Below are 11958 nucleotides of genomic sequence, written 5' to 3' on the forward strand. Positions count from 1 at the left end.
TTCGCGGCCGCCTTCTCGCGCCGGGCTACCACCTCGCGGCGGGACGGGTTCCCGCTGTCGCGGTAGTCGTGCATGTAGTAGTCGCCCGGCCGGGGCTGTGGGCAGCGCGGGCAGTCGTGCCCGTGCGCGTGCCACAGCCCGACGGCGAGCAGCTTCGTGATCTGCGGGGTGCTGCCGTACTGCTTGGCGAGCTCGCCGGGCACGTGCCCGTCGGTAAGATGCTGCGCCACATACGAGCCGACGCGCATCCACAGCCCGAGCGCGGCGTTCGTGGCGCGCATCATCTTCGGGTGGCTGTGCGCCCCATCGTCTACGACGAAGAACGGCATCGGGTATCTCCTGTGATCAGAGCGTGAGTTGCCCGGGGTGAACGGGCGAAGACTTGGGGGTGCGGCGCTGCGCGGGCAGCCGGTCGGCCGGCGGCGTCGGGCCGATGCACTGGTGGTCGATCGCGTGGCGCCGAGCGCACGGGGTCGACCGGGTGTGGCAGCTCGCCCACCGCAGGTCGACCCCGTCGCGCGTCTCGTACACGCACCAGTCGAGGCGGTCCGGCTCGCGCAGCGCGCCCGCGGCGGCCGCCGACATCTGCTCGGCGTCGGCGACCACACTGAGCGCCGCCGTGCGGCCGACGAGCTGCCGCAGTACCGGGGCGGCGCAGCGGGGGCAGCGCGCACGCCGCGCCCCACTGCGACCGGCCGGCCGTGTCATCCGACGTGCTCGACTCGACTGCCGCGCCGCTGCTGCGCGGTGTGCGCCGCATACTCCGCCTCGGTCGGCATCGTGGCGAGGGCCTCGGCGACGGCGATCTCGACGTCGTGGTCGGCGAGCCCCGACTCGGCGTCGAGGGTGCCCTCGACCTTTCGGCGGCGCATCATCGCGCGCATGATCTCGGCGAGGTACTTCGACTGCCGGTCGTCCGACCCGACCTCGGCGAGCGTGATCCGGAGTTTCACCGTGGCGTCTTTGTCCTCGCCCTCGGCGTGCCCGGTGTAGCTCGTCGCCCGCAACTGGACGACTGCGAAGATCGAGGCGCCGGGACGCTCGAACAGCCCGCGGCGCAGCTCTTCGGGGATCGCGGCGTGCAGCCCGGCCGCGCCGCCGTCGAGCTTCACCTCGACGTCTTGTTCTCGCGACAGCTTGGGCATGTGCTCACTTCCTTCGGTTCGCTTGCTTACGGCGCTGGATGTCGCGCATCGCGGCCGCCGTCCGTACGTCTTCGTTGGTGCAGGTGTCGCGGCGGTGGCGTTCAGCCCGGCGTACGAGCTGCTCGACCGCCTCGGGGCCGATGGCGTCCTCGGACGGGGCGCCGCAGGCGCACGCCCAATCCGCGGACACCGTCGATGTGTTCTTGCTGTCGAACCGGACCCGCAGCCCGGGGCCCGGGTTGGGGTTGCCGATCGTCGGCCCGAACCCGGTCATCCCCCGAGCCGCCTCGCGCGTTCCACATCGGCGAGCAGCGCCTGCACGGCCGGCTCGTCGCGGACACGGTCGAGCAGCAGCCGCAGCGCGACCTCGGCCTGCAACGGAACGACTCCGTTACCGAGTGCCTTGAGCCGCGCGTTCCGTAGGGCGGCAGCGCTCATGCCGGGAGGGGCAGGCACCGAGGTCACGTGCCCGGCCGGTACGCCCTGCATCCACTCTGAGAACTCGGGCGCTAGACGTCCTCGATCGTCATTTGGCCAGGGGTGGGGGCGCCCGAGGACCGTTTCCCAACGCCGGATCGCGGGCTCGTAGTCGCCCCACGCAACGTCGGGTTGCCCCTCGCGTACGTCTCGCTCGTCCTGGTCCCGTCGGCCGCCGTCGGCGTCGGCAGCAGCGGCCGCACCACTTCCGACAGCGGGGGCCGGAACCCCTCGCTCGCCCGTCGGCCGGGGGTCCCGATGTCCGATGCCCGAGGTGTCGGCAGCAATCTCGCCGCATCCGTCAACGTCATCCCGTACCCGCTGCTGTACGGCGTCCCGTCCGGCCGGAAGTTCGCGGTGTCCTTCCCGTCGCCGGCTGCCGGGCTCGGCAGCAGCCGCGCCGCTGCGCTCGGCAACGTCAGATCGCCCGAGCTCCCCCGCTGATTCGGTCCGCCCTTCGATCCGTCCGTCGCCCTCGGCGTCGGCAGCAGCTTCCGAGCGAGGGAATCCAACGACGGCCGAACTGCGGCGTTCGGCCCCTCCGACTGGTTGCTGCCGTACCGAGTAGCCGTCGGCGTCGGAAGCAGCGTTCCCACCTCGGCCGCGAGCGACCGCCCGTGCGTGCCGGCTTCCTGCGACGGGCTTCGGGTCGTCTGCCGGTTCTCGTTCGCCGATGCACGCGGCGTCGGCAGCAGCCGCAAGGCGTTCGGCAACTGCCCCTTGAATCCCTCGCCCTTGTGATCCCGAGCCGTCGGCGTCGGCAGGCCACGCGAGGATGAACTCGCGGAACCGCTCGTGGGGAGCGCCGACCTCCTCAGCGCGTACGCCCGCCCACTCCGCATCGAACCCGATGGCGGCCAGGTCTCCGAGTACGGCACCGAGTGCTCGCAGAAGAGGCTTAGTTCCTGCGTGCTCCACACAGCACGCTTCGAGCTCCATACCGCTACGAGCCTTCGCCGAGAGGATGCCTCGGACATTCTCGATCACCACCAATCGGGGTCGGAGGATCGCGACCGCGCGCAGCATGTACGACCACAGACCCGACCGGGTACCGGTCATGAGCCCGGCGCGCTGTCCGGCCAATGAGAGATCAGTGCAGGGGAACCCGCCGGTCACGATGTGGACCGGACCGAGTTCGTCGCGGACGCGCTGCCATTCGACGGCGGTGATGTCGCCGAGGTTCGGCACATGCGGCCAGTGGTGGGCCAGGATGCGGGCGGCGTATTGGTGTTTGTCTTCCGGGTCGTATTGGCAGTGCCACGCGGGCTCGCCGCCGAGGACTGCCTGCACCCCCATGTCGAGCCCGGCGTACCCGGTGAACAGCGAACCGATCCGCAACGCCTCCGGGGCGACGTCGTCGAGGGTGCTCTGCCCGGGAACCGTCGACACCGGCCGCGCGGTCGCGGCGAGGACGTCGTCGAGCCTGCGCCGAGGCAGCGCCACGGCCGTACCGGGGATGTGCTGAGCGTGGGTCGTCACCGGGTCACCCCGATTCCGGTCACGGCCGGCCACGACACTTTGAGCAGCCGATCCCGCTGCGCCTGCGGCATCCCGAACAACGGGTCGCCGAGGGCGTCGTGCCCGGCCGCGCGCAGCCACCAGGCGTCGCACATGTCGCCGCCGTGACCCTTCGCGTCGAGGTCACCGGGGAACTCGGCGCCCGCCGCGAGGTACGCGGCGTCGGCCATGCGGCGCTTGTCGGCACCGCCGTGATCCGCAGCGAACCCCTTGAGCGTCGCGGGCGACACGAATGCGTACGGCACGTCGGCGTCGAGCAGCGCGCCGACGACGACACCGTGCAGCCGCCCGACGATCTTGAGTGCCGTCGCGTGCATCTTCGTCGGCAGATCCTCGACGACCGCGAGGTGCGGTGCGTGCTCGGCGAACTCGGCGGCGAGGACATCCCGCACCCGCAGCAGCCGACGGTCGCCGTCCTTCGCCCGGGTCTTGATCGCGAACGCCGTGCCGTCCGGGCGGCAGACACCGGTCGACGTGATCGACAGATCCAGCCCGATCACCCGCAGCTCGGCCGGGGCGACCACGATGTCGGCGAGCGGCGACTGCGCACCGGAACTGATGAGCCCCGGGATCGAGAGCGTCGTCACTGTGCGCCCCCGTTCGGGGTGCCGCAGGCGCGGCAGACAAGCCCGGCCGGCGTGCGGTCGTGGCGGGTCGACAGGTGCGCGCAGGTCGTCGTGTGGCAGGCGAGCCACACCTCGACGACCTCGGGCGAACCTGCGGCCGCCGGCCGGGGACGAACGGACCGCAGGCGGACCGCCCACCCCGCGAGCAGCGTCACGATGCCCCGGTGCGAGGCGAGGGTGCTCACGACTGCTCACCCCCGACCGGGCTGATCGGCCCGTACAGGGCGCGCAGTACGTCGAGGGACTCGCGTACGCCGTCGTCGCCGACCGGCTGCATCACGGGCGTACCGAGGTGATCGAGCCGCCCCGACCACATCCACAGCGGCTCGGTAGCGGCCGCCGCCCACGTCACCGACAGGTCCCAGACGTGCCCGGTGCCGTCGGTCCACACACGGCGCTCGGCGTCGAGGGTGCCGTGTTCGGCGTGCAGGGGCTCGTCGCCGCTCGGCTGCTCGGCGTCCGGCGTGCAGGGGTACGGCGGGTGGGCGTCGACGAGCGCGCGGGCTGCGTGCACGAGCACCGAGGCGACGGCGTGCGTGCAGCCACCGGTCGGCGTGATGTCGAGAGCGCCCTGCGCGTCAACGGTGATGACGAGTACGTGCTCGTCGAGGTCGAGAAACTTGATCTTCATGCGTCCCCCCGAGGCTTGATCGGCCACGACCCGTCGACGACGGCGGCCGGATCGGTCTTTCGGAACCACTCCTGCAACCCGGCCGCCTGCTCAGCGGCCCACCGGATTTGCCGGGTGTGCAGCTCGTCGGCGGCGAGCCCTTCGAGCTCGTGCAGCCGCGGCCGCTTGTGGAACCGGATGCGCTCGGGCCACTGCGACGGCGCCATGTGCGCGAGCGTCCCGATCCGGTACAGGATCCGGGCCGACATCAGCGCGTCGTACGAGCAGCCGTGCGCCTCGGACTCGACCCATGGCAGTTCGTAGACCTGCGCGAGCGTGATGAGCTGCCGGGCTCCCTGCGTCTCCGACGGGCGCTTGCGGTACGGCAACACGTGCTGATCGAGCACCCGCGTGTCGAGGACCCGCAGCGGCGTCTCGCCGAGCCGGTCGAGCAGCGGCTGCACGTTGTACCGGCGGCACTCGCGGTCGAGCAGCGTGAGGTCGTACGGCACGTTGTGACCGACGAGCGGGTCGCCCATGCCGACCCGGGTCGCGAGTGCCTCGGCGACCTGGTCGACGATGTCGGCCGCCGGCTCGCCGTGCGCCTTCGCGTGCTCGGTCGTGATGTGGTGCACGGCGGTCGCCTCGGCGGGGATGTCGACGCCGGGGTCGGCGAGCCACTCGTGCGAGTCGGTCTGTCCGCCACCGCCGAGCCCGATCACGGCTGCCGTCACGATGCGGTCGACCTCGGTGTCGACGCCGGTCGTCTCAAGGTCGAACGCCACCAGTCGGGAGGTGTGCCACATCAGCGCCCACCCCCGCCCGGCTGCGCGACCTCGGGCCACGCGTCTCCCGGGTTGTCGACGGGCGGCTCGTCGTCCTGGTCGACGACCTCGACGTCGTACACGCCGTCGTCGTCCGGCCCGAGCTCGTCGTCGCCCTGGTCGTCGCCGAGGTCGCCCGTCGTCGTGTCGACGCCCGCCTCGATGTCCTTCGCGATTCGGATGAGTTGCAGCGACAGTTCGTCAGTGCCCTTCGGGTCGACGTGTCCCGCCCGGTTCGCCCTATGCCATACCGCGCGGGCGTCCTCGACGGTTCGGCACTGCTGTGCCTCGGCGACGTAGTCAGGGCGGGCTGCCTCGATCGCCGCCCGGTCCACGCCGCTCGGGTCCAGAGCCGCCGCAGTGGTGAGCGGGCCAGACAGTGCCTGCCGCAGCGTCGGCAGCGACGGCACGAGCATCACGACCGGGTAATTCTTCGTCTTGCCCCGTCGTACCGCCGTCCGCTGCTCGATCCACATGCGGACCGGCATCAACCCCTTCCCGCCCGTCGCCTGCAACACGGTGTCGATCCCGCCCGCCATGACGTCGGCCGCGTAATGGCTCTTCGACTCCAACCGCCACACGCCGAGGTCCGGCAGATCCGGCAGGAACACACCGATGCGGCTGGTGGGCTTGCACACCGACCCCTGCTTGATCTCGTTCTGCTCGTGCCAGTCCGGCCCGAACTTCGCCAGGCAGATACACGGCTGCCGGGTGAGCTGCTCTGTCTCGCCGTCGCAGCGCCGGGCGCAACCCCCGCCCGACCACAGCTCGTACGCCTGCGACAGCGGATCGCCTGCCGGCAGTACGGCGCGCAGTTCGGTCGTGGTCGTGATGACCCGGTACTGCGCGATCTTCTGGTTCTGCGGTGTCCACTCCTCGACGTCGCCGCCGTACAGAGCGGCAGCCCGCTCGACGTACTCGCGGCTGTGGCTGGACAGTACGAACGTCTTCGACTTGACGGGGATCGGCCGCCCGTCCGGCTTGGGGTTCGGCCGGCTGTACCCGGTGCGGATGCGCCCGAGTTCAGCCGTCTGCCGTTTCATCGTGAGGATTCGACTGCCCATCAGGCGGCCGCCTTTCGCTCGGTGGCACCCGGCGCCCACGACGGCAGGACCGTCGGGTACTTGCTCGGGGCGGTGTGCAGATAGCGGGCGGTGCGCGTCGCGCCGAGGAAGGCGGCGAACTGCGCCCGGCCGGATGGGACTTCGATCAACCGTTGCGATCGCGGCCGCAGGTTCAAAAGCGCCGTACGGCTCACCCGAGGGGCGTCGCCGTCGGTGTCGTCCGGCAGCAGCCACACCGGGGCATGCCGCAGCGCGGCGAGTTGCAGGGGCTGCTCGGCGTAGACGACGCTGTCCGGCTTCTTCATCGACGTCTTGTAGTCGATGAGCCACAACTGCCGGCGCCCGTGCGGGCCAGTCGGCAGCCATACCCACAGATCACCGGTACCGGCGTACCCGTAACGGCGGTGCAGCACGGTCGTCTCGATGGCGACGATGTCGCGCTCGACGACGACGCGCCACAGCCGCAGCCACGCGGCGAGCTGGATCGCGTACGGCTCGACCTCGGGGTCGGCCGGATGCGGGGTGTCCAGCACGAGGGACACCGCCCGCTCGTGCACACGGGTGCCGAGATCCTGCGCCCGCTCGGTGTACTGCCGGTGCACGCCGACGAGTTCGCGCCGCAGCACGGTCGGCTCGGTGCGTGCCCGGTGCGCGGTCGAGATCGGGTCGGCGATCACGGCATCGGCGGTCATGCCTGCCGCCCACGGAACCAATGCGGGTTTCGAGATCGCGCTGAGCGCGTTCGTGACGCTGATCAAGTCGGGGCCCCCGGCGGGGTCGGTGTAGTACCGGCCCCGCTCGGTCGCCACCGCGTGGCGAGGATCAGTCACCGGGCACCGCCGGAAGATTCATGCGCCCCCACCGAACGCCGATGAAAAAGGCGGCGATTCGGGCACGGCTCGTCGCGCGGACCGTGCTCGCGTCCGGCAGCACCCGAGGGCGCACCGGGCAGCAGCACGGCAGCACCTCGGGGAACTCGCACGGTCGGCTGTGAGTGGACTCGCCCTTACGCGACGCGCTGTCGCGGGTGTCCTTCTCTGCGGCGTCCTTGCACCAGATCGAGCACCAGACCGCCCCGTACGGCAACGGCTGCCCGCAGTACGGGGCCGGGCAGTACGGGCGGGGAATGCCCGGTACGTCGGGGCCGACTCGCTGTCGGTCGAGGGGCTTCATGCGACACCGTCCTCGGCGTCGGCATTCAGCAGCTCGACCAGGTACGCGCCGAGCTCGGGCTGCTCGACCTCGATCACGGGCTCGGGGCAGCACGAGTACACGCTCGCGTCTTCCGGCTCGTGGTCGTCGTCGAGGCAGACCGGTGCGATCGCATCGTGCTTGTTGGCGCCCGTGTATTCCGTGATGACCTGTCGCCACATCGGGCGCTCGTCGCCGGTCACGTTCTTGAGCAGCGCGCGGGCGGCGATCCGGGCGTCGGAAAGAGTGCTCATGCAGCAGCACCGCCCTTGACCGCCTCGGCAGCAGCCCGACGCGACTGCCACACCTGCACCGCCTCGCCCGACCAGTGCCCCACCGGCAGCGCCCGCGCGGCGCTCACGCCGAGCCGCTCCGCGAGTTCGAGCCCCCGCTCGCCGTACAGCGACGTGCACTTGCTCGCCCGCTCGGACAACGTCGCGACGAGCCGCTCGACCTGCATGCCGACCCTCGACTGCTCGGGGTCGCTAATCGCGATCAAGTCGTCGAGCAGCAGCCCGTCGTCGGCGAGCAGCGCGTCGACGACGTCCTCGACGACCGCCTGCGCGAACCCGGCGAGGTCGAGCTGCGACCCACCGGGGATCGCCCGGACACCGACCGGGATCGGCGCCGAAACCATCTGCGTCTCGTCAGCCACGGCGGCCGCCCCTCGCGCCGAGCGCCTCGGCGAGCAGCGCCGGGACCCCCTTGCCGACGAGCCGGCCGCGTACGCCGCCGATCGTGAACCGGCAGACTGTCGACGGTCCGACGTTCGTCATGCGACGCCCGTCGATCCCGAGTCGGGCGATCCAGCCGTTCCAGTCGGCGAGCGACCGGGGGGTGACGACGAGCTGCACCTCGCCGCCGGCGGCGCTCGCCTCGGGCGGCGTCGGCATCGCGGCGAACTGCTGCTGCGCGGTGTCCGCGAGCGCCTTCGCCCGGCGGCACTGCACGGCGAGCGCTACAGCGGCCGGGGACGGCGTCGGCCGGTTCCTACCGGGCGCGGTGAACGGGTCGGCGTATGTCGTCATCGGGTCACCGCCGAACGGATCTCGGCGAGGATGTCCTCGCCGGACACGACCGGGACGTGTACGAGCACGCGCACCGTCGACCCGTCGAGCCTCTTCGGGGTGTCCGTGTGCAGGGTCCACAGCGACGCGCCGTCGACCTCGATGCCGCGCCGTACCTCGCCGCCGAGGGCGTACAGCCACGCGCCGAGGTCGTCGACGTCCGCGACCGTGATGTGCACGGCGTCAGGGCGGGCGACCATCGTCGGGGCGGGCAACGCGAGGTTGTCGAGGACAACCTGCACGGCGAGCCGGTTGTCGCTGGTCATAGCGAGGGGGCTCGGAGGGATGTGTTCGGTAGGCTGAGCGCTCAACGCGATCGCCTCACTCTCTGGTTGGGGTGTTTCGCGGGGGGTCGCTCGGGCCGGGAAGTCGGAGCGGCCCTTTTTGCTGTGGGTCAGGCGGTGGCGAGCTGCACGCCGGCCTCGGCGTCGTGCTCGTCGTCCTGCGTGGCCATCCAGCGCTTGACGTCGGTGAGGTCGAACCGGCGCTGCCGCCCCGGGAACGGGGTAACGGGCATACCGGCCTTGATCCACTGGAGTACCTGCCAGTCCGAGACGCCGTAGTACGTCTCGATCTCGCGCTGACTCAGAAGGGGCAGCAGCCCGGCCGGGAGGGCGACGACGCGCTCACTCTTCTTCGGCATCTCTCATTGACCTTTCTACTGTCACAGTCGAATCTGTAGGCATGCGAAACAGCGCCTGTATCGGCTGCCCGAGCGCGTCGGAGATGAGCCACGCGGTTCGGAGCCTGCACGCGGTCCTCGCCGTCTTCCCCTGCCCGGCGACCCGCCCCACGGCTGCGGCGCTGATGCCGCGCCCGGCCGGGTCGACGCGCTTCGTTGCACCGGCAAGTTCCGGGCCCGACACCCCCGCCGCCTTCATGGCGTCTCTGAGTGGCTGGCCTTCGCCCTTGCGGTGCAGGTTGGACATGCGGAACCTCGCGCCTGATTCGTCGGTGGCGCGCTTCCATCGAAGCGCGTTGTGACATTTCTACAGTCACAGTCACAACACCGTCAAGAGACTCGCCGAGTTCTTCCGAGGCGGACATAGTTCCTCGTGTAAATCGCACGCATGTTCTATGCTGGTGCCATATGCCGTCAGTGACGGCGTGCGGCGGGGAGGCTGCGCGCCGTGACTGCTTCACGCCACGCTTCTACTTTTACTTGCGGAAAGTAGAAGGCGCGGGGCACTCTTGAGTCCGTGGAGACTGAGGGACGTACCGAAGACCTCGCGCAGCTCATCGCTCGGTTGAAGTCTGAGTACGACGTCAACGACAGCGAGATCGCGCGCCGCATCGGTGTCTCCGCATCCGCTATCAGCACGTGGGTGAACCGCAAGCGCGGCACCGGGCGCGGCCCCAAGCCCGACAGCCTGCGCGCCATGGCGCGCGAGTTCCCGAAGTTCACCGAGACTGAAATCTTCGCGGCCGCCGGCCGTAAGGTCCCCGGTCCCTTGACCCCGGACGCCGAAACACGGCTTCTCGAACTCTTCCGGGGACTAACTGCCGAGCAGCAGCAGATCAAGGAAGTTGAGATGCGGGCACTGAACGAGCACAACCGTTCCGCCCTCTCGTAGGTCTCAGTTAGAGGCCAACTCCCGGTTATGTCTTGACTCTTCAACAACACCCCTACCGGTAGTCGCACAATCCTCCATTTGGCGCTACGGTCGCTCGTACGGCCGATGCTCCCCCGTCGGTACAGGTCTCCCACATGCCTGCGTATCGGGGGTTCAACCGTGTGCATCACCGTTCTTCTGGCTCCGCTGGCCCGGCTCCGCCCGTGGAATCCCACGCGCCAGATCATCACCGTTCCGACAGCCCTTTCCCCCGAGCGCGCCCTCATTGCCGTGCGGGCGGTTTTGTGTGAACTCGCCATCCCGCAGCCCGAGTTCGGGGCAGTCTGCTGGTGCGGGGAAGCGGTAACCCTTCCCTGCATTCCTCAGCGATCGGATGGAGAGGTGATGGCACATGGCGCGTAGGGCGACCAACAACCCCCGGCAACTCAGGTCGAAAACCTGCGGGTGCCAGGCATGCACTGAGCACTACCCCCCGGCCGAACACGGCGAGCGCAAGCGGCGGCGCGATTGCCTCGGATCCTGGCAGGCGCGCTACCGCGACCCCGCGGGCAAGCAGTGCGCGAAGAACTTCGCAAAGAAGAAGGAAGCCGAGGCGTTCCTCGACCGCACCCGCGACCGGGTCCGCAGCCGCACCTACCAGGACCCGAAGCGCGGCGAGATCGCCCTCGAAGAGTGGTGGGATCTGTGGTGGCCCGGACAGCCCAAGGGCCGGCCGACGACCGTGAACCGCAAGCTGTCGAGCTGGAACGCGCACATCCTGCCCAAGTGGGGAAAGTGGCGGCTCTGCGATCTGGAGTATCAAGAACTTCAGACGTGGATCACTACCGAGATCAAGGGGTACCACGCCCGCCGCAAGACGCTGGAGCTGCTGCGCGGGATGCTGCGCGGCGCCGTCCGTGACGGCAAGCGCATCCCGTACAACCCGGCCGCCGACATCGAACTGCCGGTGCCCCCGAAGAAGCACGCCGACGAGCTGCGACCGCCCACGCGCGAGCAGTGCGCGCTCATCCGCGAGCACGCCGCGATGTACTACGGGCCCTTGCTCGTCTTCCTGGAGGAGACAGGGCTGCGGTGGGGCGAGGCGACCGGGATGCGGTGGGGAAACGTCGACCTCGACGCTCAGCACGTCAAGGTAAAGGAAGTGCTCATTGACGACCGGGGGACGCTGTTCCGGCAGCCGGCACCGAAGACAGTCGCCGGGTTCCGTACGGTCCCGCTCACTCCGGATGCGGTGGCAGCGGCCCGCGTCATGGTGGATCGGTGGCGTCCGAAGCGGTCTGTCTCTCCCATCGGCGACGGCAAGGACCTGCACCCCGACGAGCTGCTGTTCCGCGGTCCACAAGGCGGGGTGCTCACCCGTCACAACTTCCGGCGCACGTGGATCCCGGCGATTCAGGCTGCCGGCCTGGCCCGCGAGGTGAAGAACCCGGAAACCGGCCGTATGGAGTACTGGCCGCGGGTGCACGATCTGCGCCACGTCTTCGCGACCCGGCTCAAGGATCTCGGGGTGAAGGAGAAGGAAGTGCAGGCGGTGATGGGTCACGACCGCGGGTCGAAGGTGACATGGCTGTACCAGCACGCGCCCGAGGAAGTCGCCGCGCACGTGCTCGCCGCCATGGTGCCGAGCGGGGCACCCGACGCCCCCGTTCGAACACTTCGGGCGGTGGAATCCGCGTGAGTCCACATCGAATCCACAAACCCCCCTCGGGACCCCTCGGCGAGACCCGAAAGCACCCGCCACCAGCACCGGAACGCACCGCCCGAAGGTCTCGGAGGGTCTCGGAAACCCTCGGGAATCCTCGCCTCCGCTTTACGTTTTCTCCTAAAGCTGGTGTCGCAGGTTCGAATCCTGCCGGGGGCAC

The 11958-nt window shown here is 70.0% G+C and carries 18 protein-coding genes and 1 pseudogene; 2 read left to right on the plus strand and 17 right to left on the minus strand.

Annotated features, from left to right (window positions below):
• The 17 genes and pseudogenes from ACIA73_RS41650 to ACIA73_RS41730 all read right to left on the minus strand — a co-directional run.
• Window positions 1-329: pseudogene (locus ACIA73_RS41650) on the minus strand (hypothetical protein); the annotation flags it as partial.
• A gap of 16 nt (window positions 330-345) precedes the next feature.
• Window positions 346-708 (minus strand): hypothetical protein, encoded by a 363-nt coding sequence (locus tag ACIA73_RS41655; protein WP_399444231.1) that lies wholly within the window; start codon window positions 706-708, stop codon window positions 346-348.
• Window positions 705-1145: a hypothetical protein gene (locus tag ACIA73_RS41660; protein ID WP_399444232.1), complete on the minus strand. Its 441-nt coding sequence runs from the start codon at window positions 1143-1145 to the stop codon at window positions 705-707. Before ACIA73_RS41660 ends, ACIA73_RS41655 begins: the two co-directional genes overlap by 4 nt.
• 4 nt (window positions 1146-1149) lie before the next feature.
• Entirely contained in the window at window positions 1150-1419 is a 270-nt protein-coding gene (locus ACIA73_RS41665) for a hypothetical protein (RefSeq protein WP_399444233.1), read from the minus strand.
• The gene (locus ACIA73_RS41670) at window positions 1416-3101 is read right to left on the minus strand and encodes a DNA cytosine methyltransferase (protein WP_399444234.1); all 1686 of its coding nucleotides are present in this window, start codon (window positions 3099-3101) and stop codon (window positions 1416-1418) included. Before ACIA73_RS41670 ends, ACIA73_RS41665 begins: the two co-directional genes overlap by 4 nt.
• Window positions 3098-3727: a hypothetical protein gene (locus tag ACIA73_RS41675; RefSeq protein WP_399444235.1), complete on the minus strand. Its 630-nt coding sequence runs from the start codon at window positions 3725-3727 to the stop codon at window positions 3098-3100. Before ACIA73_RS41675 ends, ACIA73_RS41670 begins: the two co-directional genes overlap by 4 nt.
• Entirely contained in the window at window positions 3724-3951 is a 228-nt protein-coding gene (locus ACIA73_RS41680; protein ID WP_399444236.1) for a hypothetical protein, read from the minus strand. Before ACIA73_RS41680 ends, ACIA73_RS41675 begins: the two co-directional genes overlap by 4 nt.
• Window positions 3948-4397, minus strand: a complete 450-nt coding sequence (locus tag ACIA73_RS41685) for a phiSA1p31-related protein (protein ID WP_399444237.1) — start codon at window positions 4395-4397, stop codon at window positions 3948-3950. The genes ACIA73_RS41680 and ACIA73_RS41685 overlap by 4 nt, the downstream gene beginning before the upstream one ends.
• Window positions 4394-5182 carry an exonuclease domain-containing protein gene (locus ACIA73_RS41690; RefSeq protein ID WP_399444238.1) on the minus strand — a complete coding sequence of 263 codons (789 nt, stop codon included), beginning with the start codon at window positions 5180-5182 and terminating at the stop codon, window positions 4394-4396. Before ACIA73_RS41690 ends, ACIA73_RS41685 begins: the two co-directional genes overlap by 4 nt.
• Entirely contained in the window at window positions 5182-6243 is a 1062-nt protein-coding gene (locus ACIA73_RS41695) for a hypothetical protein (RefSeq protein WP_399444239.1), read from the minus strand. Before ACIA73_RS41695 ends, ACIA73_RS41690 begins: the two co-directional genes overlap by 1 nt.
• A 20-nt stretch (window positions 6244-6263) precedes the next feature.
• Entirely contained in the window at window positions 6264-7094 is an 831-nt protein-coding gene (locus ACIA73_RS41700; RefSeq protein ID WP_399444240.1) for a hypothetical protein, read from the minus strand.
• The gene (locus ACIA73_RS41705; RefSeq protein WP_399444241.1) at window positions 7087-7437 is read right to left on the minus strand and encodes a hypothetical protein; all 351 of its coding nucleotides are present in this window, start codon (window positions 7435-7437) and stop codon (window positions 7087-7089) included. Before ACIA73_RS41705 ends, ACIA73_RS41700 begins: the two co-directional genes overlap by 8 nt.
• Window positions 7434-7709 (minus strand): hypothetical protein, encoded by a 276-nt coding sequence (locus tag ACIA73_RS41710; RefSeq protein ID WP_399444242.1) that lies wholly within the window; start codon window positions 7707-7709, stop codon window positions 7434-7436. Before ACIA73_RS41710 ends, ACIA73_RS41705 begins: the two co-directional genes overlap by 4 nt.
• The gene (locus ACIA73_RS41715) at window positions 7706-8110 is read right to left on the minus strand and encodes a hypothetical protein (protein ID WP_399444243.1); all 405 of its coding nucleotides are present in this window, start codon (window positions 8108-8110) and stop codon (window positions 7706-7708) included. Before ACIA73_RS41715 ends, ACIA73_RS41710 begins: the two co-directional genes overlap by 4 nt.
• Window positions 8103-8483 (minus strand): hypothetical protein, encoded by a 381-nt coding sequence (locus ACIA73_RS41720; protein ID WP_399444244.1) that lies wholly within the window; start codon window positions 8481-8483, stop codon window positions 8103-8105. The genes ACIA73_RS41715 and ACIA73_RS41720 overlap by 8 nt, the downstream gene beginning before the upstream one ends.
• The gene (locus tag ACIA73_RS41725; protein ID WP_399444245.1) at window positions 8480-8788 is read right to left on the minus strand and encodes a hypothetical protein; all 309 of its coding nucleotides are present in this window, start codon (window positions 8786-8788) and stop codon (window positions 8480-8482) included. The genes ACIA73_RS41720 and ACIA73_RS41725 overlap by 4 nt, the downstream gene beginning before the upstream one ends.
• A gap of 128 nt (window positions 8789-8916) precedes the next feature.
• The gene (locus ACIA73_RS41730; protein WP_399444246.1) at window positions 8917-9165 is read right to left on the minus strand and encodes a hypothetical protein; all 249 of its coding nucleotides are present in this window, start codon (window positions 9163-9165) and stop codon (window positions 8917-8919) included.
• A 556-nt stretch (window positions 9166-9721) separates the two neighbouring features.
• On the opposite strand from ACIA73_RS41730, the gene ACIA73_RS41735 reads away from it, so the two are divergent.
• Entirely contained in the window at window positions 9722-10096 is a 375-nt protein-coding gene (locus tag ACIA73_RS41735) for an XRE family transcriptional regulator (protein ID WP_399444247.1), read from the plus strand.
• A gap of 391 nt (window positions 10097-10487) precedes the next feature.
• Complete coding sequence (locus ACIA73_RS41740; RefSeq protein WP_399444248.1) at window positions 10488-11774, plus strand: tyrosine-type recombinase/integrase; 1287 nt, start codon at window positions 10488-10490, stop codon at window positions 11772-11774.
• Window positions 11775-11958: the final 184 nt, after the last annotated feature.

The sequence above is a fragment of the Streptomyces sp. NPDC051561 genome (genome assembly GCF_044454195.1).
In the GTDB taxonomy this organism is placed as follows: Bacteria; Actinomycetota; Actinomycetes; order Streptomycetales; family Streptomycetaceae; genus Streptomyces.

What these genes read in the sequence shown, in the direction of transcription:
- ACIA73_RS41655 (WP_399444231.1), bottom strand. Translation starts at nt 708, where the DNA reads ATGACACGGCCGGCCGGTCGCAGTGGGGCGCGGCGTGCGCGCTGCCCC.
- ACIA73_RS41660 (WP_399444232.1), bottom strand. Translation starts at nt 1,145, where the DNA reads ATGCCCAAGCTGTCGCGAGAACAAGACGTCGAGGTGAAGCTCGACGGC.
- ACIA73_RS41665 (WP_399444233.1), bottom strand. Translation starts at nt 1,419, where the DNA reads ATGACCGGGTTCGGGCCGACGATCGGCAACCCCAACCCGGGCCCCGGG.
- ACIA73_RS41685 (WP_399444237.1), bottom strand. Translation starts at nt 4,397, where the DNA reads ATGAAGATCAAGTTTCTCGACCTCGACGAGCACGTACTCGTCATCACC.
- ACIA73_RS41690 (WP_399444238.1), bottom strand. Translation starts at nt 5,182, where the DNA reads ATGTGGCACACCTCCCGACTGGTGGCGTTCGACCTTGAGACGACCGGC.
- ACIA73_RS41695 (WP_399444239.1), bottom strand. Translation starts at nt 6,243, where the DNA reads ATGAAACGGCAGACGGCTGAACTCGGGCGCATCCGCACCGGGTACAGC.
- ACIA73_RS41705 (WP_399444241.1), bottom strand. Translation starts at nt 7,437, where the DNA reads ATGAAGCCCCTCGACCGACAGCGAGTCGGCCCCGACGTACCGGGCATT.
- ACIA73_RS41710 (WP_399444242.1), bottom strand. Translation starts at nt 7,709, where the DNA reads ATGAGCACTCTTTCCGACGCCCGGATCGCCGCCCGCGCGCTGCTCAAG.
- ACIA73_RS41720 (WP_399444244.1), bottom strand. Translation starts at nt 8,483, where the DNA reads ATGACGACATACGCCGACCCGTTCACCGCGCCCGGTAGGAACCGGCCG.
- ACIA73_RS41725 (WP_399444245.1), bottom strand. Translation starts at nt 8,788, where the DNA reads ATGACCAGCGACAACCGGCTCGCCGTGCAGGTTGTCCTCGACAACCTC.
- ACIA73_RS41730 (WP_399444246.1), bottom strand. Translation starts at nt 9,165, where the DNA reads ATGCCGAAGAAGAGTGAGCGCGTCGTCGCCCTCCCGGCCGGGCTGCTG.
- ACIA73_RS41740 (WP_399444248.1), top strand. Translation starts at nt 10,488, where the DNA reads ATGGCGCGTAGGGCGACCAACAACCCCCGGCAACTCAGGTCGAAAACC.